Origin of the sequence: Phytohabitans sp. LJ34, from assembly GCF_052068095.1 — a bacterium.
Taxonomy (GTDB): domain Bacteria; phylum Actinomycetota; class Actinomycetes; order Mycobacteriales; family Micromonosporaceae; genus Phytohabitans.
On the sequence record NZ_JBQHDG010000004.1, the window covers coordinates 356,924 to 380,523 of the forward strand.

Genomic DNA, 23,600 nt, shown 5'->3' on the forward strand with positions numbered 1-23,600 from the left:
CGATCGGGTGCAGCCGGGTACCCGGTCATGTTCGTAGGTTCGTCGGCGTGAGGAAAGCGGTGCGAAAGACCCTGAGGGGACCCGGCGTGCTCCGTGCCGCCATGCGCGATGTGCTCGCCCACAAGGCCCGGCTGGCGATGACCATGCTCGCCGTGCTGCTCGGCACGGCGTTCGTCTCCGGCACTCTGGTGTTCACCGACACGGTCTCCGGCGCCTACCTCGACAGCGCGGAGAAGAGCTTCACCGGCGTCGACGTGCAGCTGCGGGCGGCTCGCAGCGGGGCTGGCCACGACACCGCACGGCTGATCGACGAGGAGCTGCTCGACCAGGCGCGCGCCCTGCCCGGCGCCGCCTCCGCGTCCGGGGTGATCTCCGGCTTCACCGCGCTGGCCGGCAAGGACGGGCAGATGGTCGGCGACGGCTGGGCCACGCTCGGCACCAACCGCATCCGCCACCCGATGGCCGAAGGCCGGGCGCCGCAGGCCGCTGGTGAGATCGCCATCGACGCCACGACCGCCAGGCGTACCGGTTACGCGGTGGGCGACACGGTCCGGCTGTCGGTCAGCGGACCCGTCCTCGAAGAGCGGATCACCGGCGTCTTCCGTACCGACGACGGTAACGTCGCCGCCGGCGGCACCCTCACCCTCTTCGACACCGCCACCGCCCAGGCGCTCTTCGCCGAGCCGGGCCGCTACAACCAGATCGAGCTGTCCGTGACGCCGGGCACCTCCGCCGAGCAGCTGCGCGGGCAGGCCCAGCCACTCCTACCGCCCGGGATCGAGGCGGTCACCGGCGCCCAACTCGCCGCGGAGCAGGCCGACCGGAACGCCGCGAGCATCCGTAGCCTCAGCCCGGTGCTGCTCGCCAGCGCCGGCATCGCCCTGTTCGTCGGCAGCTTCCTGATCGTCAACACGTTCACGATGCTGGTCGCCCAGCGCACCAAGCAGCTCGCGCTGCTGCGCGCCGTCGGCGCCAGCCGCCGCCAGGTGACGCGCTCGGTGCTGGCCGAGGCCGGCGTGGTCGGGCTGGCCGCCACCGTGGCCGGGCTGATAAGCGGAATCGGCGTAGGTGCCGGGGTACGCGCGGTGCTCTCCGCCACCAGCGACACGGTGCCGGACGGTCCGCTGGTCGTCGGCGCCCGCACGGTCCTGGTCTGCCTTGCGCTCGGGGTCGGCGTCACGCTGCTCGCCGCCTGGTTGCCGGCCCGCCGCGCCGCGAAGATCCCGCCGGTGGCCGCGATGAGCGCGATACAGGCACCGGCGACCAGACGCTCGCTGGTGCTGCGGAACACCGTCGGCGCCGTCCTGGCCGCCGCCGGCGCCGCCCTGGTGGTCGCCGCGACGGCGGTGGTCGACGGCAAGCTCCCACTTGCTTTGGGCGCCGTGCTGCTGCTGGTCGGCGTCATCGCGCTGACCCCGCTGCTGTCCCGGCTGCTGATCGCCGCCGCGCGGCCGGTGCTGCGGCGGTTCGGCATCAGCGGCACGCTGGCCGCGCAGAACGCCGTACGCAACCCGCGCCGTACCGCCGCCACCGCCTCCGCGTTGACCATCGGCCTCACGCTGATCACCGCCCTGACCGTCACCGGAGCCAGCGCGGACAAGGCCGTCGACGAACTGGCCGGTGCGGGCGTCTACCGCGCCGACTACATCGTCTCCATGGCCAACGCCGGCCCGCTCGCGGCGAAGACCGAAGAGATCTTGGAGGCCCTGGACGAGGTCGTCGCCACGTCCCCCCGGCGGGAGATCCCGGTCCAGGTCGCCGGCACCGAGCAGATCGTGGTCGGCTTCCGCACGGCCAGCATCGACAAGCTGCTCGACATCGACTTCACCGAGGGCGGCTTCGCCCCGGGCGACACCGTGGTGGTCGATCAGGAGACCGCGACGGCCAACGGTTGGCGGCTGGGCGACACGGTCGAGTTCACCTGGCCGGATGGTGCCCGCACCGACCTGACGCTCTCCGGCTTCTACCGCAGCGCGTTCGACGACGGGTTCAAGACCGACGTGTCCGTGATGGATCCGCATCTCGACCGCCCGACCGCCCCCGAGATCATGGTGGCGACCCGGGACGGCGCGAGCGAGGCGACGAGGCGCACGTTGCGCGCCGCGCTGGGCGACAGCCCGGCGATCCGTACCCAGGACCGGCAGGAGGTCGCCGACGGCATCACCGGGGCGATCGGCCTCGTGCTGAACCTCCTCTACGGCATGCTCGCCCTCGCTGTCGTCGTCGCGATCCTCGGCGTCGTCAATACGCTCGCCATGTCGGTACACGAACGCGTGCAGGAGATCGGCCTGCTCCGCGCCGTCGGCCTGGACCGCCACGGCGTCAAGCGGATGGTCCGCCTCGAGTCGCTGGCCATCTCACTCTTCGGCGGCGTACTCGGCGTCGGGCTGGGCACCTTCCTCGGCTGGGGTATCGGCGAGGTCGTCGCCGCGATCGGCATCGACACCTGGAGCCTCGTGTTGCCCTGGGGCCGGCTGGCGCTCTTCGTCGCCGTGGCCGCCCTGGTCGGTGTCGTGGCCGCGCTCTGGCCCGCCCGCCGCGCCGCGCGGACCGACGTGCTGACCGCGATCAGCGCCGAGTAGCTACTCCTCGACCAGCCCCGCCTGGTACGCCAGCACGGCGGCCTGTACCCGGTTCTTCAGCTCCAGGCGGCTCAACATCGCGCTGACGTAGACCTTCACCGTCCCCTCCACCAGGAACAGCCGCTCGCCGATCTCCGCATTGGACAACCCGGCACCGACCAGGGCGAGCACGTCCCGCTCCCGCGGCGTCAGGGCTGCGACCCGTTCCCTGGCCGCCGCCTCGCGGGTCATCACGCCACCGGACAGCCGCCGAATCACCCGGTGGGCGACCTGCGGTGACAGGAAAGCGGCGCCACCGTGCACGGCTCGCACCGCCGCCATCAGCTCGTACGGGTCGCCGGACTTGAGCAGGAACCCGCTCGCCCCACTGTCCAAAGCGGACGCGATGTACTCGTCTTCGGAGAAGGTCGTGAGCATTACCACCGAGACGTCGGGCACCACGCGGTGAAACTCGGCCGCGGCAGCCAGGCCGTCCAGCACCGGCATCCGGATGTCGAGCAGCGCCACGTCCGGCCGGTGGGCTCGCGCCCGGTCGAGCGCCTCGCGCCCGTCACCTGCCTCCGCCACCACCTCGATGTCCGGCGCGGCGGCCAGGATCGCCTTCACCCCCGCCCGCACGATCACCTCGTCGTCGGCGAGCAGCACCCTGATCACTCCAAGAACGTACCCCCCGCGGCTACTGGTCGATGTCGAGGCCGGCGCCCCGCACCGCACCGCCCCAGGCCGGTGGACCTGTGTCAATGCTGCGCCAGGACTAATTGACGCCAAAGCCGCACTCGGCATGGCCGCCGGGTGCCTGTTCTTTCTGGGACCCGTTGTGATTAGCGCGTCAGGAGCACGTTTACCTGGCCCCTGATCTCTTTGAGTATGTCGTCGACGGTGCTGTTGATGTTGATCGTGGCGGCCATGCTGAGGAACATGATCGCGGAGACGACGTGGGCGAGTGTGGCAGCGGCGCCGGGGTCGATGCGCTGGTCCCGTTGCAACACGACGGCGATCGCTTCCTCGGTTTGAACGGTGAGGCCTAAGGCGTCGCGGTGGTGGGGTTCCTCGGGGTCGCCGAACACCATCTCTCGCAGGTAGGTTCGGCCGTTGTCGACCTGGACGCGGTTGCATTCCACGACCGGGCGAATGATCGCCATCACGGCATCGAGCACGTCGGGAGTGTTCTGTGCCTGCGCCTTGCCCTGGGCGAGCGCCTCGGCGTAGGTGGAGTTCTGCACGAGCAGGAGCAGCTCGCCTTTGGTCTTGGCGTAGAGAAACAGCGTGCCGGTGCCAATGTCGGCTTTGTCGGCGATCTGCTGGGTGGTGACCTCATCGACGCCGTGCTCGGCGAAGAGCTGGCGAGCGGCGGCCGTGATGCGGTCGAGCTTTTCCTGTTTGTTTCGCTCACGCCGTCCGACCGGCTGAGGGGCGGCTGGCATAACGTGTCCTCTCGCCGAGATCTGACTATGCTCAGCTATGAGCATAGTCAACCGGCGACGTGGGGGCGGAGACGTCGGCTCGCGTTCACCGCTGCTGCGCCCCGGTCGATTACTTGTGGTAGTTCGGCAGGATCTTTCCGTGCTTCACATAGGTGAGCGCCTCGGCAACCTCGTAGGCGTGGACCGCTGAGACGAACGCGGGAAGTTTGGCCGACAGCGTCGTGACGGCATCGCTTGCGAAGTATGCCCGTCGTGCGGCGCCGTCGGTGAAGCCAAGGATCAGTGAGGCGTGGAAGCGCTCGTCCGTGGGGTTGTCGTGTGCCACGTTGGGCGTGTTCCAGAGCCTTTGGTTCCAAGGCATGAACACCTGTGTTCGGAGCTCTTTCAGCATGCCGGTGTTCGCGAGGGCGGGGACGATCTCGTCGGTGAGGAACCGCCGGAAGGCACCGGTGTTGACGTCCTGCCTTCGCCTGAGGTAGATCAGGGCTCGGGCTTGCTCCTTTTCGTTGGGATCCGCGACGTGGTACCAGCGAGCGGAGTTCGGCGGCCCTGCGTAGAGAAGAGTGCGCCGGAACACATTCACTTCGTCTTTGTAGGCCAGCTTCGTTTGCTTCCGGCCCGAGAGCGGCGAGAGGACCGATGTGAAGGTGACCTCGGCGACCCCGTCGATGCGGCGATCGACGGGGATGGCCGTCTCGACTCCACTGATGGCCGGCCACAGCCCGGGGTTGGCTTCGGTCAGGTGGATCTGCCGGTACTCCTCGAACCCCGGGGTCGCGCTGATGATCTTGGAGTGTGGGCCTTTCCAGTGATCCATCCCCTGCTGACGGGGCTGGTCGGTGCGCATCCACAGCAGGATCGATGAGGCGAAGGGCTTCCTGGTATACGTCGGTGTCTGAGCCATTGCTCGGCTTCCTGGATTTCGTAGTGTGCCGGTCATCGCGCGAGGAACTCCACGGCGACGGGAGCGAACCTGTCGTGGAACTGGAAGATCCCGCCGTGGCCGGAGTCGGGGTAGATGATCAGCTCGGAGTCCTTGATGCGACGGTGCAGGTCTTCGGAGAGGACGGAGGGCACCATGCGGTCGTTGTCGCCGTTGGCGATCAGGGTCGGCTGGGTGATCGTCGACAGGTCGTCGGGCGTGCCGCGTCCCCACTTCTTGATGGCCTTCAACTGCGTCTGGAGCGCCTTCACCTTGATCGGCGCGTCACGGTCCGCGGTGCGCTCCTCCAGGCGCTTGATGAATGCCTTCGCGGCGGGCTTGCCGGTGGTGTTGCGGTTGAAGAACAGGAACTCCTTCGGGTCCGACCGGGTCAGTGTCGCCCGGAGCATGTCGTAGTAGGTGATGCCGGCGACCTTGTCGATGTCTTTGCCGCCCTTGGGGCCGGTCCCGGTGAGGATCAGCTTGCGGACGAGCTCTGGGTGCTTGAGCACGAGTGCCTGGGCGATCATGCCGCCGAGGGAGAAGGAGAAGATGTCGACCTTGTCGAAGCCGAGCGCCTTGATGAAGGTGAAGGCGTCGTCGGCCATCGCCTCGACGCTGTCGGGCACCTGGCCCGTCGACGCGCCGACACCACGGTTGTCGAAGGCGATGACGTGGTGGTGCTTCGCGATGGGGTCGACGATCCGGGGGTCCCAGTTGTCGAGGGTCGCGGCCAGGTGGACCAGGAAGACGACCGGAATCCCGCCCTTCGGGCCCAGCTCGCGGTAGGCGTAGGTGACGTGACCGGCGGAGATGGTACGGGCCGGCGCTTGGGCGTAGGACGTGATGACGGATTCGTTCGAGTTGTCGCGTGTGCTCATGATCGTGCTCCTTGGATATGATTTGACGTTACTGCTAGTCCTGTGGGTGCGATCACGGTTTACTGACGACGGCCTTGCCTCGGATGCCGCCCTTCTCGAGTGCTTCCAGGCCCCGGGGGAGCTGGTCGAAGGGGAGAACCTTGCCGACGACCGGACGCAGCGCACCGCCGTCGATGAGGGCCGCGATCTGGCGGAGCTGGTCGCCGCTGGCACGCATGAACAGGAACTGGTAGTTCACGCCGAGCTTGCGGGCCTGGCGGCGGATGCCGCTGCTGAGTGCGGTGATCACCAGACGCAGCACCGCGTTGGCGCCGATCTCGCGGGCGAAGGCCGGGTCCGGAGGGCCGGCGATACCGATCGCCGTGCCGCCGGGACGAAGCACGCGCAGCGACTTCTTGAGGTTCTCGCCGCCAAGGCTGTCCAGCACCAGGTCGTACCCGGCAAGCAGTTGTTCGAAGTCTTGGGTGCGGTAGTCGATGACGGTGTCGGCGCCGAGTTCGCGCACGAAGTCCGCATTGGCGCCGCTGGCCGTGGTGGCGACGGTCGCGCCGAGGTGTTTGGCGAGCTGGATCGCGATCGACCCGACTCCGCCGGCGCCGGCGTGGATGAGGACCTTCTGCCCGGCCCGCACGTTGCCCCGCTCGACGAGGGCCTGCCATGCGGTCAACGCGACCAGCGGCAGCGAGCCCGCCTCCTCGATGCTGATCGACGCGGGCTTGAGTGCCAGGTCGGACTCGGCGACGGCGATGCGCTCGGCGAACGTGCCGATGCGGTCCTTGTCGGGCCGGGCGTATACCTCGTCGCCCGACCTGAACCCGCGCACCTTCGCGCCGACCCGAACGACGGTGCCGGCGACGTCGTTGCCCAGGATCAGCGGCAGCCGGTACGGCAGGATCTGTTTGAACTCGCCCGCTCGGATCTTCTCATCGAGCTGGTTGAGACCCGCGGCTTGCACCTGCACGAGCACGTCGCGCTCTCCCACGGTGGGCTCGGCCACGTCCGCCAGGTGCGGCGGAGTCTTGTACTTGTCGACGACGAACGCTCTCATGACTTCTTGTTCCTTCTTCGTGACGTTGTTATGTCGTGGTCGGCAGCTGCCGGGCGCGGGCGGTCGCGTTTGCCGGCGGCACCATGCGGTTCGACTTTCTGAGTGCACTCAACTATGACTCCACTCAGCAACATTGTCAAGGGAGATCGTGACGAGCGGTAGTCGAACGCCGACAGGACACCGAGAACGCGCCAAACAGCAGCAGCGTGGTACTCATCCACGATGGCCGCGGGCGCTCGGCTGCCGACCATGCACTTTCGTCCCGGGCGCTGGGCGCGGGTCAGGCGCCGCGGAGGACCTTGATGACTGCCAGCACGCGCCGGTTGGCGTCGGGGTCGGGCGGTAGGCCGAGTTTGGCGAAGATTTGGGCGCAGGCGGCTTCGACGGTGCGTTCGCGGATTCCGAGCCGTTGTGCGATTGCCGCGTTCGAGCGGCCTTCGGCCATCAGCGCGAGTACATCTCGTTCCCGGGGTGTGAGCCCGGCGGCCGCCGCGCCGGTCCGGCCGAGCAGGCGCTGGACGATGGTCGGGTCGATCACGCATCCGCCGGCCGCGACCCGGCGGACCGCGTCGGTGAGGACGTCGACGTCCGACACTCGCTCTTTGAGCAGGTATCCCAGGCTCGCGGGTTGGTCGGCGAGCAGTCGTTCGGCGTAGCGGGTGGCGAGGTACTGGCTGAGCACAAGCACCGCGGTGTCGGGGTAGTGGGTGCGGATCTCGCGGGCCGCGACGAGGCCTTCGTCGCGGTGGGTGGGTGGCATGCGGATGTCGACGATGGCGACGTCTGGGCGTTCGACCGCGACGAGCCGCAGCAGCTGTGCCGCGTCGGACGCCTCGCCGTCGACCTGCATCCCGGCATCGGTGAGCAGGCGGACGAGGCCGGCCCGGACGATCATTACGTCGTCGGCGACGACTAGGCGCATGGCAGGGTCACCACGATCGTTGTGCCGGCGCCGGCGGGGCTGACCAGCTGAAAGTGGCCACCGAGTGCGCCGGCCCGGTCGGCGAGTGCGGTGAGCCCGGGGCCGGGGAACGCCCCTCCTGGCCCGTTGTCCGTGATGCGGATCGTCAGTTCCGTGCCGTCGTCGGCGACGTTCACGCTGGCCTGGCCTGTGCCGGCGTGCCGGGCCACGTTGTCGAGCCCTTCGGCGACCACGGCGACCGCGGCCCGCTGCGCCGGCCAGGTGATCGAGGTGCCGGTGAGCGCGACGTGCAGGTCGACGTCGACTGCGGCCCGGTCGGTGAGGTCCTCGATGGCGGCTGTCAGCCCCTCGGTGGCTAGCACCTCGCTGGACTCGGACGATTGCGCGCGCAGGGCCGCGAGCGCTTGGCGCACGTGGTGTGTGGCCGCGGCGATGGCGGCGGCGGTCGCGGTGTCCGCCTGTGGGCGGGCCGAGCCGAGGTGCATCGCTACCGCGACAAGCCGTTGCTGTGCTCCGTCGTGCAGGTCGCGTTCGATGCGGCGGCGTTCGGCGTCGGCGGTCTGGACGATGCGCCGCTGTGAGGCCTGGATCTCGTCGAGTTGGAACGCGCCGGCCGCGCGGAGGCGGGCGTTCTGTAGGGCGAGGCGGTCGGCCGGGGTGAGCGCGGCGAGTGTGCGCGCGGGGTCGGCGTGCGGGGTCAGCAGCAGCCGTACCGCGGGCGTGTCCCGGTCGAGCAGGATCGCGGCTGGTCCGCCGTCCTGGGGTAATGGCCGGCCGGCGCTGTCGACCCAACGGCCGTCGCCGGGGACGCTGAAGTGCGCGGCGATGGCGGGTGCGGCACCGGCCAGTTGCGCCACCGCGCGGCGCACCCGGCGCCGGACGAGCTGTACCCGGATCGCCTCTGCCGATACGGCCGCGCTGGTGAGCGCCGCCCCTGCTGCCGGGAGCGGGTCGGCGCCGGTGGCTATCGTGGCGACGGTCAGTGCGGCGGTGGCGGCGCCGGCGGTCCAGACCAGCGGTGGCCGGCTCCGGCGTATCGCGACGAGCGCGGCTGCCAGCGTCAGCCCGGTCACGAGCGCGGTCGCCGTCCGGTTGTCCACCACGGTGGACAGCGGGGCCGGCGCGGCGAGGCAGGTGCGTTCGCAGGACGTGTCGTAGAACGGGTCGTACGTCAGTGCGTGCGCCGCGACCGCCGCGGAGGCGAGGAGGATCGGCGCCGGCTGCCGGCCGCCGAGCAGCACGGCGACGCCGGCGACCGCGAGCGGCGGCGCGGCCAGGAGCAGCGCCCGGGGGTACGGTCCGAGCGGCGACCATCCGGCGAAGGTCGGAAGCAGCCAGGCCAGGCCGATCACTGCGATCCCGGCGACCGCGCCGGAATCTTCGTTGATCGCCGTCCAACAGGCACCGAGAACGGTCGCGAGCGCGAGCATGTGAAGCGCGGTCAGGGCCGGCTCCGCTGGCGTCGTGAGGACCGGGACGGCGGCCAGCGCGGTCACCGTGAGGATGACCGCGAGCGTGGTCTCTTTCCGGCCGGTCACGTCAGGCAGCGTATCCCCGGCGGCAGCGGCCGGGCACCGGGTTACCACGGTGGTGTACCGGTGACTCCGTTCGTAGCGTGAGCAGCATGACCGCATATCGAATGGCCTGGCTGGCGCTGTTGCCGGCGCTCGTCGCGGGCTGCGCGGACAGCGCCTCCGATCAACCGCCGGCCGCGCCGCCGCCTGTCACCTCCGCCCCCATGGCTTCCGCCGGACCACAGGTGCCGGCCGAGGCGTCCGAGTTCCCCGGCGGGGTCTACCGCACCCAGCTCTCGGTTGAGCGGCTGCGTGCGTTCGGCGTCGACGATCCCGGTCACGCGGGCACGTGGACGCTGACCGTGAAGGACGGCACATTCACACTCGAGTGCCGGCCGGTGACCACGCCCGGCGTCGACTGTGGCGGTTACGACCCGAGCATGCCGGCAGTGGTCGAGGTGGGCACGCTGCGCGGCACCGGACAGACCGTCTGGTTCGTCGGTGACGTCGAACGGAAGATGAAGCTCTCCGGATGCGTCCGGCATTCCGAGCAGGCGGACGGCTGTGGGCCCGAGGACGCCTACCATCTGGACTGGACGCTTGCCGGCGATGGCGTTTCGTTCCGCAACTACGGCGGCTTGGGCGACCAGGCCACCTTCCCCGAGCTGAGCAACTGGACGGCACAACCGTGGACGCGTATCTCGTGAGGGCTCGGGTGCTGGTGTGCCTGGCGCTGGCGGTGGGCGTCGGCGCCGGCGCGGCCTGCGACGGCGCCGGCGTGGTGGACAAGACCGGCGGTGATGTCGTGGTGCTGCGTTTCGGCACGATCGACACGCTCAACCCGAACGGGCAGATCGTGGCGCCGGAGGTGTTCGTGGCGGCGGTGTCGCGGCTGTCCGGGGGCCAGATGCGGATCAGCGTGGTGGACCACTACGGCGATGGCGCGGCCGCCGCGGAGAGCGAGATGGTGGCGGCCCTCGCGCGCGGGGAGTTGGACGGCGGCTTCCCGGCCAGCCGCGCCTTCAGCCACGCCGGGCTGCGCGGGTTGGAGCCGATCGAGGCGCCGTTCACCGTCACCACGTACGCCGCGCAGCGAGCTCTGGTGACCGGGCCGGCTGCCGGACGGCTATTGTCCACACTCGATGGTTCCGGTGTGGTGGGGTTGGGTCTGGCGGTCGGTCCGCTGCGCCGGCCGTGGTCGACCACCGCCGCGCTGACCGACATTCGCCGGTGGCGCGGCGTGCCGGTGCGCGCATTCAATTCGCCGGTACAGCAGGCGGCGTACCGAGCGCTCGGTGCCGTCCCGGTGCAGGCCAGCTATACGTTCCCCGAGCTGGTGCGGGCCGGCACGCTGCGGGCGGTCGAGACGGACGTGGCCCAGTACGCCCGCAACAGCTACGGCAGGCTGCTGCCGGCGCTGGCCGGAAACGTCGTCCTGTGGCCCCGCATGCCGGTGATCACGATGAGCCGGGCCCGGCACGACGCGCTGACCGGCCGCCAGCGCGAGTGGCTCCGGGCCGCCGCCGAGGAGGCGGTAGAGGCCTCCGCCACCCACCCGTACGACGACTCGGCTATCGCCCGGCGGCTGTGCGGGCAAGGTGTCCGGGTGGCCACGGCGTCGCCGCGGCAGCTCGCGGAGATGCGGCAGGCGATGCGGCCGGTCATCGACGCGCTGGCCCGCGACCCGGCCACCGCGCCGTCCCTGGCCGACGTGCTCAGCGTGGCAGCGGCTGCGCCGGAACCGCTGGACGTGCCGGCGGACTGCCGGATGTGAGCCCGACCGTCGCTGTCACCACCGTGCCGCCACCGGGCGGGCTGGTCACGGCCAGCCGGCCGCCGACCGCCGCCAACCGGTCGGCCAAGCCTTGCAGCCCCGAGCCACGCGGGTCGGCGGCACCGCACCCGTCGTCGCCGACGTCGAGCACCACATGCCCCGACACACACCGCAGATCGATCCAGGCCCGTCCGCCGCCGGCGTGCTTCGCGACGTTCGTCAGCGCCTCGGAACACACGTAGAACAGGGCGGTCTCGACCGCGGCATCCGCCGCCAGCGTGGGGTCCACACGTACCGCCACCGGGACTGGACTCGCCGCTGCGAGCGCCTCGACCGCCGCCCGCAGCCGGCCCTCGCCCAGCGCCAGCGGCGGGGCGCCGCCGACGATCCGCCGTACGTCGGCGGCCGCCAGCCCGAGCTCGGTGGCCGCCTCGTCCAGCAACGCCGCCAGCTGCGGCCCGGTCCCGCTGCTGTCCCGGCGGGCCAGCTCAGCCGCCGCCTTGTCCAATGCGGCGATCACGCCGGTGCGCAGCGCCTGCGCCGCGCGGTCCCGCTCCCGGTCGGTCACGGCCAGCAGCCGCCGCCGCGCCGCCTCCAGCTCCGCGACGTGTCGCTCATGCGCCTCACGCAGCCGGTGGTTGGCTACCGCCAGAGCGACGGCGGTGCCGACCGCTGCCGCCGTCGGCGGGTCGGCCATCGCCCGGGACCCGGTCACCACCTGGGCCACCAAGGCACCGCCGTCCCGGACCGGAAACGCCGGCCTCTGTTCGGCGGGCCGGGCACCGCCGGTCGCCGGATCGCGGAACCGCTCCGCCACCGGGTCCCACATCTCGATGCGCAGGCCGGGATCGCCGATCAGGCCGGCCAGCACCTCGCGCAGGCCCGGAAGGCCGGCGCTCAGTCCACCGCCGAGCGCGGTGTCGGCGAGCCGGGCGGCGTCGCGACGCACCAGCCGGGTGGCGACGGCGAAACCGGCGGCGACCGTGAGCAGCGCCGCCTCGTACACGGCCAGCGGCGGCACCGGTGCGTCGTGCCGGCCACTCCACCACGCGTACAGCAGCGCGCTCGCGAGCACGCCGCCGGCGGCGGCCGGAAAAGCGCCGCGCAGCCGCGCAGCGCCGAGCAGCGCGACCGCCGCGACGGTGGCGAACAACGCCGCGACACCGACCTGGGGCACCAGCCCGAACGCCACAACGGCCGCCGCAGCCACCAGCGACACCCGCACCGGACCGCGGATCCGCCCGTCAGGAAAGGCAACCAACGCGACCAGCAGCATGCCCTGATGCAACGAGCGGACCTCCGCGAACACCGAACCGGCCAGCCACGCCGCGCCGGCACCGGCCACGAGCAACCGTTCGGCGGTGGCGCCGGCCGCCACCAGCGCGGCACCGGCGAGCGCCACCCCGACGGCCAGGTCGGCGGCCACATACCCCGGTGCGGCGCCGGCTGCGGCATCCGCCCGCGAAGCCAGAACCGACAGCGCGGCGACAGCGACCGCCACCGCGGCCGCCAGCAGCCGGCGCACCCTCACGACCACCATCATGCGCGGTGTAACGGGTCGCCGGCACCGTGGCAGCACGGTAGGCGCCGCCGGTGTACGGCCGCAGAGTCGACACATGAGACAACCGACCCTCCTCGCAGCGACCGCCGCGGTCCTGATGGCCGGCTGCTCGACCGCAACGCCAGCGGTCCCGACCCCGCCGGACGTGACGGACTACCGTGGCGACTTGAGCCGCACCGGACGCATGCCCGGACCCGGGCCGCGGGCACCGGTCCACCAGCGGTGGCGGCACACCGGCCCCGCGCCGGTCACGTTCCCACCAGCCGTCGCGGCGGGCCACGTCCTGGCGCCCGGCGACCGGTCGCTCGTGGCTCTGGACCTGGCCACCGGCGCCCCGCTGTGGTCGGTCGCGCTGGGCGCCGCGCTCAACGCCCCATTGACGGTCGCCGCCCCCACGGTGTACGCCACGACAGCCGACGGCGTCACCCACGCGATCGACCTCGACCAACGGCGAGAACGCTGGCGCCTGGCCGGCGTGGTCGACGGGGCGCAGGTGAGCGTGCACGCGGGAGTGTTGTACGCCGGCACCCGTACGCGCGACCTCGCCGCACACGACCCGACGGACGGCCGCCGACGCTGGTCGGTCCACATCGGACACAACGTGTCCCGCATCGCGATCTCGGACACCATCGCGTACGTCGGCGGCGAGGGCGGCGGCCGGCTCACCGCAGTCGACCTACGCACACGGCGCGTCATCTGGGCCTACGACACCGGCGGCGACCGGATCGTCACCCCCGCGGTCGACGCCGGCACCATCTACGTGGCCGGCGTCGCCGCCGCCGCCCTTCCCGGCCGCCGAACCCGGCTACACGCGCTCGACGCGCGCACCGGCAACCGCAAATGGGTCTTCGCACCCCCAGGCGACCCGCCGATGTCGTCCTTCGCGGTCGGCGGCCGCGCCGTCTTCATCGGTACCGACACGGCGCCAGGCCTGCTCTACGCGGTCGCACGCGACACCGGCGCCCTCAGGTGGCAACGCCCGGTGCCTGGTCCGGTGGACCGGCCAGCCCTCACCGGCGACACGGTGTACGTCGCGTCCGGCGCCGGCGGCCTGCTCGCCCTCGACGCGAACACCGGCCAGCGGCGCTGGGCCTGCGACGTCGACGGGTACGCCGAAGGCGTCGTCCTCACCGGCGGCCTCGCACTCGTGGCCAGCCGCGACGCCCAAGACGCGGCCGGCGCGGTTACCGCCTTCGCCGGCGGCGGCCCGAACGCCGCCGGAACCCAACTGCCATCACCGGACCGGCCCAGCAAGGAGAAATCATGACAGGCGTCGTAGTGATCGCCGGCATCCTGGCCCTCGCCGGCGCGGGAGCTGTGGGCACCGTCCTCATTGTCCGGTCGCAGCGCCCGCCGGCCGTAGCCCGGAACGCCGGCATCGAGCCCGTCCCCACGTTCCGCGTCGTCGCCCTCGGACCACGAGGATCCGGCAAGACGCTGCTACTGGCCAGCATGTACCACCAAATGCAGACACCCTCCGGGCGCAGCTACTTCCTCACCGCGCCCTACGAGCAGGTGACCCTGCTCAACAAATGGTTCTCCGAGGTCGCCGACCCGGCATTGGACTGGCCCACCGGCACGGCACTGGCGGACACCCGCGAATTCACCTTCACCGTACGGACCAGAACCCCATCCGGCGCGCTGCACTCCGTGATGAACCTCGGCTACCTCGAATACGCCGGCGGCCTGCTCACCGAACCGCAGGCACCCGGCAGCACCCTACAGGCCGACCTGCTACACCGGGTCGGCACGGCGGACGCCCTGATCGGCCTCATCGACGGCCACCGGATCCGGCAATGGCTGGACGGCAAGCCCGAAGGCCAGATGCGCCTGCAACACACCCTCACCGCCATGATCAGCCTGATGATGCTCGTCTCCTGCCCGATCACCTTCGTCATCACCAAATGGGACCTGCTGGCCGACATCGACGCGGACGAGAACGGCCGGCTGCACACCGTCCGCAAGCTCCTCATGTCCAACCCGGGCTTCCGCGACCTGGTCAACGTCCACAGTGCACACCGGGTGGTACGCCTGATTCCGGTCAGCGCGGTCGGCCCGTCGTTCGCCGCACTCGACACCGCCGGGGCGGTCGCCAAACGGCCGGACGGGTACATGCACCCCACCAACGTCGACGTCCCGCTCGCCGCCGTCGTACCCGACGTGTTCGAACAGGTGGAACGGTCCCTGAACCAGGCCCACCTGCACGCCCTGCTCGCCGACCTTCGCCGGCGAAGCGGGATGGGCCCCGCAGCCGCCCTGGCCGAGCTCGGCGCCTTCGTGGCGCGGACCGCCGGACGCGCCCTCGGATCGATCGCACCGGTCAATGCCGGATTCGTCGGTGATGCGGTCGCCGCGCTGTTCCGTTCCCCCGGCGAGGCCGCCGCGACAGAGCGACAGATGTCCACCGAACGCCGCCTCACCGAAGCCGAACGAGCGGTGGAAGAATTCCACCTGGCCCGCCGCAAGGTGATCCGCGAGTTCCAGAGCCGGGTCGACGTGCTCGAAGGCCGGCTGCCCAGCTCACGCCTGTCCGCCGAGCGGTGACATGGCACCCACCGAAGGTTGGCCCTTCCTGGTCGGCGCCGGCCGGCGCCGCGACTACAGCGTGCTCCTGGCACCAGACTTCATGCTCGCGGACTCGACACACGGCCGGCTCGGCGAGGTCGTCGCGCCGACACCCGTGGACGCCCCGCCCCGTGTGATCGAGGTATCGACGAGCACCGGCCACAGGCTCGAGATCGCGTACGCGACATACCTCGTCAGTGCCGCCGACGTCGCCCAGCCGCGAGACGAGCACGGCCGGCCGCTGCGCTTCATGTACGGATTCGTCTGCCGGGCCGGCCAGATCGAAACGCCCGCCACAGCCGACCTCGATGCGGCCCGGGCCGCATCGCTGGCTACGTATCGCCGGTACCTGGCAGAGGAGGACAATTTCCGCACGGCCGCTTCTACGGCGTTGCCCCTGCGCTCGACCGTCACCGCCTGGCCGGTCCACGACACCCGCGGCCGCTTGGTCACCATCCACCGGCACCGCCGGTCGGTGCTGGCGTGGTCCGCGGCGGCCGCCACGATCTGCGCTCTCGCCACCGCCGCAATGCTCATCGCCAGGCATGACGACGAACCCGCCCCGCACGACCGTCCCACTCCCAGTCCCTCTCAGGTTCTCGTCAGCTCCGAACCAGGTGTTACCCACACCTATCCCCACTGACCTCCGGACAGCGGCATGAGAGAAAGTCGGACGAGCTTCTGCGCGCCCCCGGAAGCAGATCATGAGGTTGAAACCGGATTGAAGGCGCCGACTGGTTTACTTCGACGATGTTTCAGCGTGGTAGCAGCGGACTACGTGGCCTTGCCGTGGCTGGGCTGCTGATCGGGTTGCTGGTCAGCGGGTCGCCGGCCAATGCGGTGGCACCAGGCGTGGCGGTCGCCACGGGGCGCCACACCTACATGGGCACAATCGACAGGGCTGACTTCAGGGTCGAGACGCCGCGGCGGTGGAACGGCACCCTGGTGCTGTTCAGCCATGGCAACTGGCCGGTCGGCTTCCCGCCACCCGGCGGGATCTGGCTTTCGAACCGGCCGCCGGACCGGTCCGGGACCGAGGCATGGCTGCTGGACAACGGCTACGCGCTCGCGGCTTCGAACTTCAAGGGCGTCACCGGCTTCACGATGAAGGACGCGCTTCAGGACCAGATCGCGTTGCTGGACTGGTTCGAGGCGAACGTCGGGCGACCGCACCGCACGGTTGCCACCGGGCATTCGAACGGGGCGGCGATTTCGGCATTGCTCGCCGAGCGAAACCCGCGCCGGTTCGCCGGAGTGGCGACCTCGTGCGGTGAGTTCGATCCGCCCGGGACCCTCAACACGGCGCTGGACATGCTGTTCGCGGTCAAGGCCCTGCTGGTACCGGCTGATCAGCAGGACATCGAACTGGTCCGATCCCGTGAGCCGGATCGCGGCAACGAGGTCCTGAGCAACGCGATCCGCGACGCCGTGACGACACCGCAGGGCCGCGCCCGCATCGCCCTGATCGCCGCGCTGGGCAACATCCCGGGCGCGTTTTCCGCGCACGAGCCGGCGCCGCGGCCTGGCACCGAGGACTGGGTTCGCAAGCAGGCGGACTGGATCATGGCCTACGTCTTCTTCGGCGGACCGAAGGAGCGGACCGATCTGGAACGCCGCGCCGGCGGCAATCCCTCGTTCAATACCGGCATCGACTACCGCCGCCTGCTGAGCCGGTCCAGCCAGACCGAGCTGGTACGCCGTGCCTACAAAGCCACGCCGGGTGCGGACCTCGACGCCGACCTGCACCGTCTCAACGCCACGCCGCGGATCGCCGCCGACCCGGCCGCCCTCGCCTACATGGAGCAGTTCGCCCTGCCGACTGGGCGGATCTCGATGCCCTTCATTACCCTCCACACCGAGCAGGATGGCGGTGCCGTCGCCGAACACGAGCGGTGGTACGCCGGCCAGGTCCGCCGGCACGGAGACCCGGCAAACCTGCGACAGGTCTATGTGGCCCGCGGCATGCACTGCGCGTTCAGTGACGCCGAAGAGCTGGTGACCCTCCGGGCCCTGTTCGAACGGATCGACACCGGCCGTTGGCCAAACCTGAGCCCGCGCCGGCTCAACGCGGCCGCCGGCGAGTTCACCGAGCCCTTCCACCGGGTCCTGGACTTCACGACGTTCCAGGACAAGGTCATGCCTCCGGCATTCACACACTTCACCCCAGCGCGGTTCCAGCGCCCGTCACGCTAGAAGTGCCGCAAGCGGCCGCGGGTCACAAGGTGAACTGCGCGAGTTCGGTTCTCCTGGTGATGCCTAGCTTCGGGTAGGCGCGGTAGAGGTGGTGTCCGACGGTGCGCGGGCTGAGAAACAGCTGGGCGGCGATGTCGCGGTTGCTGAGCCCGCCGGCCGCGAGCCGGACGACCTGGAGTTCTTGTGGGGTGAGTCGCGCGGCGGGGTCCGGGTCGTGTGGCCGGGCGACCGGCCGGTCGCCGAGGGCGGCCAGTTCGGCTCGGGCCCGCGCGGCCCAGCTGTGGGTGCCGAGCCGCTCGAATCCGGTCAGCGCGCCGGTCAGGTGCGTGTGCGCGTCGGTGCGGTGGCGTTGGCGGCGCAGCCATTCGCCGTACAGGAGTGCGGTCCGGGCGTGGTCGTACGGCCGGTCGGTCTCGTGGTGCAGCCGCAACGCGGCGTCGTAGTGCGTTTGGGCCTCGGGACCGGGGGCGAGCAGGGCGTGACAGCGGCGGGCCAGCGCGGCCGCGTGCGGTTGCCCGGTGTGTTCGGCCCAGTTGTCCAGGGCGGGCAGGTGGCGCGCGGCCCGGGTGGGCTGGCCGCTGCGTACGGCGGCTTCCACGTGATCCGGGACGGCCCGGATGAGGAAGTCCTGCCGGGCCGGGCCGGCGCATACCGCGTCGAGGGTGTCGGCCGCCGCGTCGAACTGTCCATGGCCGAGGTCGAGCAGGCCCAGCGCCCAGGTGGCCAGTGCGGCGTTGGTGGGGTGCTTCGCCTCGTTCCGGAGGATGGTCTCGGCGTACGACCGGCAGGTGTCCGCGTCGCCGGCGACCGCGGCCAGCCAGGCCGGGATGGCGTTCATGATGAGCAATTGGGTGTCCTGGCCGAGGTCGGCCGAGACCGCGAGGGCTTCGGCGACGGTGGTCCCGGCGTCGCGGAAGCGGCCGCTGAGCAGTTGGGCGATGGCCAGCGGCTCCTGCGCGTACGGCAGCCAGCCCAGTGCACCTTGCTGGCGGGCGTCGGCGACCAGCGCGTCGAGCACTTCGGTCGCGGCCTGGTCGTCGGCGACGATGAGGGCCAGGTAGCCGGCGAGGACCCGCTCGACCAGTCCGTGGACGGTTCCGCCCTGGGCGGCGGCCACGAGCTTCCGCATCCGGGCGACGGCCGGTCGGGTGGCGCCGGCGAAAAGGTCGCCCAGCCCGATCATGCCGTCGACTACTGGCCGCAGCGCGGACTCGGGTGGCAACGACACCGTGGCCAGCAGTTCGGCGGCCCGGCGGATCAGGTCGTGCGCGCAGGCGTCCTTGGCACACCCGATCGCGTCGGTGAGGATCGACACGGCTTGCTCGGGATGGGAGCCGACGATGGGCGCGGTGCCGTCCAGCATCAGCGCGGCCGCGGTGGCCGGGGTGTCGCGTTCGTAGGAGACCTGCGCCCGGATCCAGGCGGCCTCGGCCAGCAGGGACTCGTCGGTGCTGACGCCGGCGGAGGCCGCGGCGAGCTCGGCCGCCCGGTCGAGCCAGCTGACGTTGTAGGCGGCCCGGGCGGCGCCAATCTGCCGCCGGGCCCGGCGGTCGGGGTCGGTGCTGAGTTGGGCGGCGCGTTCGAGCGCGATCGCGACGGCAGCCGATCCGCCCCGCTGCCCGGCGCGCAGGGCGGCCTGTTCGAGCGCGCCCGCGGCGGTCTCGTCCGGGGCCGTGGCGGCGGCAGCCAGATGCCAGGCGCGACGGTCGGCGTACTCGTCGCCGGTCAGGGTATCGGCCAGTGCCTGGTGCGCGGCGAGCTGCCAGCTGCGCGGCGCGCCTTGGTGGGCGGCGGCCCGGATCAGTGGGTGCCGGAACGCGACCGTGTGGGCGGACAGTTCGAGCAGGTGCGCGTTCTCGGCCGGCTCCAGGTCCGCGGCGGTCAGCCCGAATCGTTCGCCGGCGCGCAGGAGCACTGTGAGGTCGGCGGTGTCGTCAGCCGAGGCGAGCAGCAGCATTCGCTGTGTCGGCTCCGGCAGCTCGCCGATGCGGGCGCGAAAGGCATCCTGGACCTGTCTGGCGACCGGTAGCGGTTCGACGGGCAGGGACCAGCCGTGGTCGCCACCGTGGTGCCGGTCGGTGAGCGCGGCGGTGAACTCGATGATCGCCAGTGGGTTGCCTCGCGCCTCGGCCAGGATCCGCGCCCGGGTCGGGCCCGCCAGGCCACGCGCACGCTCGTTGAGCATCGCGATGGCGCTGTCACGGTCCAACGTGGACAGCCGCACCGTGTCGATGCCCTCGGTCGGGAAGTGCCTGCTGCCGTCGCGCACGGCGAACAGCATCGCCACCGGCTCCTGTCTCAACCGGCGGGCGGCGAACATCAGCGCGTCCGCGGACGCCTCGTCGAACCACTGGGTGTCGTCGATCAGGCACACCAGCGGCCCTTCGCCGGCCAGTTCGGAGATGAGCGACAGGGTGGCGGCGCCGATCAGGAATCGCTCGACGGTGCCGGCGTCGGCCAGCCCGAAGGCGGCTCGCAGTGCCCTCGCCTGCGGCCGCGGAAGCACATCCAGGTGCTCCAGGTAGGGGTGCAGCAGCAGGTGCAGGCCGGCGAACGGTACCTCGATCTCCGACTCGATCCCCACCCCGCGCAGCACGCGCAGGCCGGCGGCGCCCGCGGCAGCGTGATCGAGGAGGGCGGTCTTACCGATCCCCGCCTCGCCGCGGATCACCAGTGCGCCCCCGGCGCCGGCGCGGGCGTCGGCCAGCAGCTTTTCGATCCGGGCCTGTTCGGCCGATCGCCCGACGATCACCCGTGCACAGTAACAATCCGTACCGGCGCCGGACTCGTGCGCGGCCGGTACGCGTCCCGGCCGCCGCCTGGGCGAACGCCACCGCGAAAGACGGCGGTGTCGCGCGCACCAGGCGGCCAACCGTGTCCGGGTGGTCTGGCGGCTACCGGTCCGCCGGCGTGACCCGGAGGCTCGTGGTCTCGTAGCCGCCCCCGCCCGGGTAGACCCAGGCCCCGGTAAGGACGTCGCCAGCCTCGTTGAACGTCGCCCGCATGTACGCCGGCGAGCCCTTCTCCCCGCCCCAGATGGTGAGAACGTCACCGTCCAGCTCGTAGACGTAATCCAACGTGTCGCCCCTGTTGCCATAGAAACGGCTCTTGATGTCGACACTGGCCTTCTCCGCACCGAACGGGCGTTCCCGACCGATCACCTCCATGCCCGTGATCCGCTCGCCGTACTGCTCGAGGTCCACATCCTGGATCAGGAAGTGGCCGCCCTCCATCCAGCGGTAGGTGACCGTGCCCTCGGCGCCGCCGGTGACCTTCCAGGTGCCGACCAGGCGATCCAACGCGGCCAACTCGGCGTCCTGCACCAGCTTCGTGCTCTCGCTCATCTCGCGGTTACTCCTCTCGGGGACCCGCCGCGGACGCGACGGCGTTCATGATCGGAACCTACGAGCACGGCGATCAGTAACCGCATCGGTCGAAGTACTGGCAACCACGTCACCGTCGTCTTGGTGCGGGGTTCAGCCCGCGCAGACGCTGTACGAGGTGATCTTCCAGTTCGCGTCCGAGGAGCCGCCAAGCTCGTGACACGAGGGGCGCTCTGATGGGCGACGCGTATCCTCTCCGGCTGTGGCGACCTGCGACAAATGCGGCCAGCACGAGACCGACGCCTGGTACGAGTACCACTACGGCGCGCATGTGCGCACCGAACCGGCCGGGTCCTACGAAGTCACCTGGTACAGCGACATCCGGCAGGGCGGCGCGCATGTGTGCTCCCGGTGCGGTAACCGTCACGTCATGCTCCGCTACCTGCTGCCGTTCGCCCTCGTGCCACTGCTGGTGGTCGCAACGGCCTACGGCCCGGCGGTCGAGCTAAGCACCTATCTCGTTCTCGCTGTCGTACTGGCCGCGCTGACAGCCAGCGTCGGCCCGGCCGCGTGGTGGTGCGTTCAGCATGCCGCAGCCCGCTCGCGCCGGGTGATCCTCCCGGTACTGGGATTGGCACTGGTATGGGCCACGGGCACTTTCGGCCTGATCGGTTCGTTCGCCCTCGCCATCGCCAGCGCTGAAGGCGACCTGTCCGGCTGGCCGGAGGTGTTCCTGTGGCTGCCGGTGACTGCGCAGTTGGTGCTGCTGTGGTTCCTTTGGCGGGAGCGCTCAATCCTGGTGGAGACATTGGCGTGGCGTCTGCACAAGACCCGCCTGCGGCGAGCCGGCACACCGGCATGGCGGTCGGGCCTGCGCGGCTGGAACAGCTATCAGTCCAGCCAACTGCGCAAGCCCCGCTAAGGCTCCAACGTCTCTGGGGTGCTGGATGCGGTTAGGGTTTACCGGGTGACGGACCGAAAGCCGCCCGGAATCTCGGCCGACGAGAAGACCACGCTAGTCGGATTCCTGAACTACCTTCGCGATGCGATCACCGCCAAGGCGACCGGCGTACCGGAACCTCAGGTCCGCACTCCCGGCGTGCCCTCCGGCACCAGCCTGCTCGGACTGATCAAACACCTGACATCCGTCGAGCGCTACTACTTCCAGGGCGCAGACGTCCGCAACTGGGCCGCAACGTTCAAGCCGACCAGAAAAGACACAGTAGACAGTGTGCTCGCCGGCTACCGGCAGGCGGTCGCCGAGGCGAATGCCGTGATCGAGTCATGCGACGACCTCGCTCAACCGGTTCCGAGATCAGTGAACGCGAAGTCAGCACCATCGATGCGCTGGCTCCTCACGCACATGATCGAAGAAACGGCTCGGCACGCCGGGCACGCCGACATCCTCCGGGAACAGATCGACGGTGCGACGGGCCGATGAATAGCTATGAGAGGGCGTTCCGGGAGGCTATGTCCGTTATGACCCTGGCGTTGGGTTAGGACCACCGGTGGGCGGGCCGGGCGAGAGTGAACAGGCCGGCCTCGGCCTCGGTCAGAACGCCGCGGGCGACGAGGCGTTTGAGTTTGGCGCGGAGCCCTTCGACGTCTTTGGCGGCGGTGCCGATACCCAGCGCATGGCAGATGTCCTTGGCGCGTAGTCCACTGAGGTCGGTGGTGGCGAACACGGCGAGGATCTGCTGGTAGGCCGGGCTGGCCACGGTCACGTCCGCCGGCGGTGGGCTGCCGTTGGCGGCGCCGGCGAGGCGCAGTCTCCTCCACGAGGCGGACACGTGCCGTCGGGTCTTGACAGGTTCCCGTGTCTGGATCACCATCGTCCAGTGCGGGCAAGGTAACCAATGCGGAACTGGTCCTACTAGGTCGCTGCTCGACTGGCTTGAGAAACAGCTCGGCCATCGCATGATGGTCACAGGCGTTCGTTCTCTGCACGACGGGGAAAGCCCGTGGTGGATCGATGTGACGACGCCCAACGAGTCGCCCTTCTCGGTGGTCCTTCGGTCCCCGAGCAGCAGAATCCGTCCCGATATGATTGCGACCAACGCAGCGGCGCTTGCCGTCGCCGAGAAGTATGGCTTGCCGGCTCCTCGGCTGCTCGCCAGCGATCTCGACGGCCGGTCCACCGGAGGCGTGGCAGCGACGTTGGAGACGGCGCTGCCGGGCAGCAGTGCGCTGCCGGGCACGGTTACGGCCGCGTGCCTCAAAGAAGCCGGCGCCGCGATCGCTCGGGTACACGCGATTCCCCTTGAACCACAGGCCGATTTGCCGTTGCGGACCCGCCCTACCCAGGTCGATGACCGTGCCATGGAGCGACGCTGGGCAACCCTCTACCAGGCGTCGACTGACGTGCAGAAGCCGGCGGTCGTAGCAGCGCTGCGTGAACTGACCGGGTGGGGCGAAGACACTGCTCTGCGGGTGGCGGCCGGCGCGCGGTCGACGCCGCTGCTGCAACTCGCCGACGAACGGATCCGGGAGATCCCGCGCCCACAAGCGCGGACCGTGTTCGTCCACGGCGACGTCTGGTGGGGCAACATGCGCTGGGATGGTGAGACCTGCCTCGCGCTGATCGACTGGAAAATCGCCGGCGCCGGTGATCCGGGCGTCGACCTTGGCGAGTTGCGCATGCAGATGGCAATCCAGTACGGGCTCGATGCGCCGGCACACGTCCTCGACGGCTGGGAACGCCAGGCCGGCCGCACAGCGACGAACGTGCCTTACTGGGACGCGGTCGCCGCCCTCAACACCCCCGTCACCATGGACGGCTGGCCCGGGTTCGACACGAACGGTCAACCCCTCGACACTCCAGCGGTCACTGCACGACGTGACGCGTTCCTCCGCGGCGCCTTCGACGCCCTTTAACGCGGGTCTCCATCACG

At 70.6% G+C, this 23,600-nt stretch carries 21 protein-coding genes; 10 read left to right on the forward strand and 11 right to left on the reverse strand.

What is annotated here, in order from left to right; all coding sequences use genetic code 11:
- The first annotated feature begins 86 nt into the window (after positions 1-86).
- Complete coding sequence (locus ACTMTJ_RS09360; RefSeq protein WP_441215741.1) at positions 87-2,582, forward strand: ABC transporter permease; 2,496 nt, start codon at positions 87-89, stop codon at positions 2,580-2,582.
- Here ACTMTJ_RS09360 and ACTMTJ_RS09365 read toward each other — a convergent pair whose 3' ends face one another.
- The 7 genes from ACTMTJ_RS09365 to ACTMTJ_RS09395 all read right to left on the reverse strand — a co-directional run bounded on the left by ACTMTJ_RS09365 (position 2,583) and on the right by ACTMTJ_RS09395 (position 9,317).
- On the reverse strand, positions 2,583-3,236 hold the full coding sequence (locus ACTMTJ_RS09365; RefSeq protein ID WP_441215742.1) for a response regulator: 654 nt from the start codon (positions 3,234-3,236) through the stop codon (positions 2,583-2,585).
- Positions 3,237-3,403: 167 nt separating this feature from the next.
- Entirely contained in the window at positions 3,404-4,006 is a 603-nt protein-coding gene (locus ACTMTJ_RS09370) for a TetR/AcrR family transcriptional regulator (RefSeq protein WP_441215743.1), read from the reverse strand.
- 109 nt (positions 4,007-4,115) lie between these two features.
- Complete coding sequence (locus ACTMTJ_RS09375; protein WP_441215744.1) at positions 4,116-4,853, reverse strand: hypothetical protein; 738 nt, start codon at positions 4,851-4,853, stop codon at positions 4,116-4,118.
- Positions 4,854-4,942: 89 nt separating this feature from the next.
- A complete protein-coding gene (locus ACTMTJ_RS09380; protein ID WP_441215745.1) occupies positions 4,943-5,809 on the reverse strand; it encodes an alpha/beta fold hydrolase in 867 nt (288 codons plus the stop codon).
- A gap of 52 nt (positions 5,810-5,861) precedes the next feature.
- Positions 5,862-6,806 (reverse strand): NADP-dependent oxidoreductase, encoded by a 945-nt coding sequence (locus ACTMTJ_RS09385; RefSeq protein WP_441215746.1) that lies wholly within the window; start codon positions 6,804-6,806, stop codon positions 5,862-5,864.
- Positions 6,807-7,137: 331 nt separating this feature from the next.
- Positions 7,138-7,779, reverse strand: a complete 642-nt coding sequence (locus ACTMTJ_RS09390; protein ID WP_441215747.1) for a response regulator transcription factor — start codon at positions 7,777-7,779, stop codon at positions 7,138-7,140.
- Entirely contained in the window at positions 7,770-9,317 is a 1,548-nt protein-coding gene (locus ACTMTJ_RS09395) for a sensor histidine kinase (RefSeq protein ID WP_441215748.1), read from the reverse strand. The genes ACTMTJ_RS09390 and ACTMTJ_RS09395 overlap by 10 nt, the downstream gene beginning before the upstream one ends.
- Before the next feature lie 101 nt (positions 9,318-9,418).
- Between ACTMTJ_RS09395 and ACTMTJ_RS09400 the strand changes: the two genes are divergently transcribed.
- Together ACTMTJ_RS09400 and ACTMTJ_RS09405 are read left to right on the forward strand one after the other, a co-directional pair.
- A complete protein-coding gene (locus tag ACTMTJ_RS09400; RefSeq protein WP_441215749.1) occupies positions 9,419-10,000 on the forward strand; it encodes a hypothetical protein in 582 nt (193 codons plus the stop codon).
- Positions 9,982-11,067, forward strand: coding sequence for a TRAP transporter substrate-binding protein (locus ACTMTJ_RS09405; RefSeq protein WP_441215750.1), 1,086 nt, complete (start codon positions 9,982-9,984; stop codon positions 11,065-11,067). The genes ACTMTJ_RS09400 and ACTMTJ_RS09405 overlap by 19 nt, the downstream gene beginning before the upstream one ends.
- Here ACTMTJ_RS09405 and ACTMTJ_RS09410 read toward each other — a convergent pair.
- A complete protein-coding gene (locus ACTMTJ_RS09410) occupies positions 11,009-12,598 on the reverse strand; it encodes a sensor histidine kinase (RefSeq protein ID WP_441215751.1) in 1,590 nt (529 codons plus the stop codon). The two genes, ACTMTJ_RS09405 and ACTMTJ_RS09410, sit on opposite strands and share 59 nt — an antisense overlap.
- An 85-nt stretch (positions 12,599-12,683) precedes the next feature.
- Here ACTMTJ_RS09410 and ACTMTJ_RS09415 point away from each other — a divergent pair, with 85 nt between their 5' ends.
- The 4 genes from ACTMTJ_RS09415 to ACTMTJ_RS09430 all read left to right on the forward strand — a co-directional run bounded on the left by ACTMTJ_RS09415 (position 12,684) and on the right by ACTMTJ_RS09430 (position 17,386).
- Positions 12,684-13,895, forward strand: coding sequence for an outer membrane protein assembly factor BamB family protein (locus ACTMTJ_RS09415; RefSeq protein ID WP_441215752.1), 1,212 nt, complete (start codon positions 12,684-12,686; stop codon positions 13,893-13,895).
- Positions 13,892-15,172: a hypothetical protein gene (locus ACTMTJ_RS09420; RefSeq protein WP_441215753.1), complete on the forward strand. Its 1,281-nt coding sequence runs from the start codon at positions 13,892-13,894 to the stop codon at positions 15,170-15,172. Before ACTMTJ_RS09415 ends, ACTMTJ_RS09420 begins: the two co-directional genes overlap by 4 nt.
- A 1-nt stretch (position 15,173) precedes the next feature.
- The gene (locus ACTMTJ_RS09425; protein ID WP_441215754.1) at positions 15,174-15,836 is read left to right on the forward strand and encodes a hypothetical protein; all 663 of its coding nucleotides are present in this window, start codon (positions 15,174-15,176) and stop codon (positions 15,834-15,836) included.
- Positions 15,837-15,982: 146 nt separating this feature from the next.
- Entirely contained in the window at positions 15,983-17,386 is a 1,404-nt protein-coding gene (locus ACTMTJ_RS09430) for an alpha/beta hydrolase family protein (RefSeq protein ID WP_441215755.1), read from the forward strand.
- Between the two features lie 22 nt (positions 17,387-17,408).
- Here the strand turns inward: ACTMTJ_RS09430 and ACTMTJ_RS09435 are convergent, their stop codons facing one another.
- Positions 17,409-20,138 (reverse strand): helix-turn-helix transcriptional regulator, encoded by a 2,730-nt coding sequence (locus ACTMTJ_RS09435; protein WP_441215756.1) that lies wholly within the window; start codon positions 20,136-20,138, stop codon positions 17,409-17,411.
- 142 nt (positions 20,139-20,280) lie between these two features.
- Positions 20,281-20,730, reverse strand: a complete 450-nt coding sequence (locus tag ACTMTJ_RS09440) for a hypothetical protein (protein ID WP_441215757.1) — start codon at positions 20,728-20,730, stop codon at positions 20,281-20,283.
- A 241-nt stretch (positions 20,731-20,971) separates the two neighbouring features.
- Here ACTMTJ_RS09440 and ACTMTJ_RS09445 point away from each other — a divergent pair, with 241 nt between their 5' ends.
- Together ACTMTJ_RS09445 and ACTMTJ_RS09450 are read left to right on the forward strand one after the other, a co-directional pair.
- Complete coding sequence (locus ACTMTJ_RS09445) at positions 20,972-21,631, forward strand: hypothetical protein (protein ID WP_441215758.1); 660 nt, start codon at positions 20,972-20,974, stop codon at positions 21,629-21,631.
- A gap of 45 nt (positions 21,632-21,676) precedes the next feature.
- Positions 21,677-22,150 carry a DinB family protein gene (locus ACTMTJ_RS09450; protein WP_441215759.1) on the forward strand — a complete coding sequence of 158 codons (474 nt, stop codon included), beginning with the start codon at positions 21,677-21,679 and terminating at the stop codon, positions 22,148-22,150.
- Positions 22,151-22,205: 55 nt separating this feature from the next.
- On the opposite strand, the gene ACTMTJ_RS09455 is transcribed toward ACTMTJ_RS09450, so the two are convergent.
- Entirely contained in the window at positions 22,206-22,499 is a 294-nt protein-coding gene (locus ACTMTJ_RS09455) for a hypothetical protein (protein ID WP_441215760.1), read from the reverse strand.
- A 13-nt stretch (positions 22,500-22,512) separates the two neighbouring features.
- On the opposite strand from ACTMTJ_RS09455, the gene ACTMTJ_RS09460 reads away from it, so the two are divergent.
- Positions 22,513-23,583, forward strand: a complete 1,071-nt coding sequence (locus ACTMTJ_RS09460) for a phosphotransferase family protein (RefSeq protein ID WP_441215761.1) — start codon at positions 22,513-22,515, stop codon at positions 23,581-23,583.
- Positions 23,584-23,600: the final 17 nt, after the last annotated feature.